1 pseudogene is annotated in these 1,195 nt (G+C 76.7%); it reads left to right on the top strand.

What is annotated here, in order from left to right:
- Window positions 1–1,195 (top strand): annotated as a pseudogene (locus tag ND747_RS16430) (hypothetical protein); the annotation flags it as partial.

Here is a 1,195-nt window from a genome sequence, read left to right as displayed (position 1 = left end):
GATACGGCGGGCCCGGCCCGGGCGGCCGGACCGTCACCGAGTTGCTCTGTGGCGCCTACATGTTGGTGCGCTTGGGGCTGCTCGGGGTGTGGGGGGTGGTGGGGGTGGTGGTGGTGGTGGGGGGGGTGGCGGTCGTCTGGCGGGCGGCCGGCGCCGGCCGCGGTCGGCATGTCGAGCTGCCCACGTATCCCTTCCAACGCCGCCGGCACTGGCTCGACCCCGACGCCCGTCTCGCGGCGCAGGGTCCTCCGGCCGCGCGGCGCGCGCCGCGGCCGTGGGGTCGCCGTCCCGGTGACCCGTCGACCTGGCGGTACCGCACCGAGTGGCGGGCCCTGCCTGCCGAGGCCACCGCGAGCGTGGTCGAGGCCGCGTTCGGCACCCAACCCGACCGTCCCCGTCCGTTGTCCGGGGTGTGGCCGGTGTTCGTCCCCGCCGACGCGGTGCACGAGCCCGCCCTGACCCAGCTGAGCTCGATCGTCAGCCGACTCGGTGGTCGACCGGTGCCGGTCCGCGTCACCGCCGCGGACGCCGACCGCGCCCGCCTGGCCGCGCTGCTGTCCGACGTCCCGCTCACGGGCGCCCGACCGGACGACACCAGCCCCGACGGGCCCGGGCCCGGGGCCGAGACCGGGCCCGGGGTGCTCGGTGGGGTGCTGAGCCTGCTCGGCCTGGATACCGCGCCGCATCCCGACCATCCGACGCTGACCGGCGGGTTGGCACTCACCGTCACCCTCGCGCAGGCCCTGGGCGATCGGTATCCCGACCGTCCCCTGTGGCTGGTGACCCGCGGCGCGGTCAGCACCGGAGCGCACGACCCGGTCACCAGCCCCGAGCAGGCGATGCTGTGGGGCCTCGGCCGTACCCTTGCCCTCGAACGCCCCGGCGGCTGGGGTGGTCTGATCGACCTGCCGGCCATCCTCGACGACGACAGCGCACGATCGCTCGCCGTCGCCCTGCTCTCCCCCGCGGACGAGGACCAGAGCGCGCCCCGCGGCCCGGGCCTGTTCGTTCCCCGTCTCGTCCCGGCCGAGACGCCGGCACACGCCGCGGTGACACCGGTCGAAACACCACGATCGCCGGCTGCGGCGGGAAGCCCGTCCCTGGCCGGGGCCGGGCCATCGGACGGCGCGGGCTGGCCACCGGCGGGCGCGGTGCTGGTCACCGGCGGGATCACCGCCAGCGGGTCGCTGTTGTC

The organism is Frankia sp. R82 (genome assembly GCF_023716925.1).
GTDB lineage: Bacteria > Actinomycetota > Actinomycetes > Frankiales > Frankiaceae > Frankia.
The sequence above is the reverse complement of the archived record's forward strand: the minus strand, read 5'-3'. Positions and strand labels throughout refer to the sequence as shown.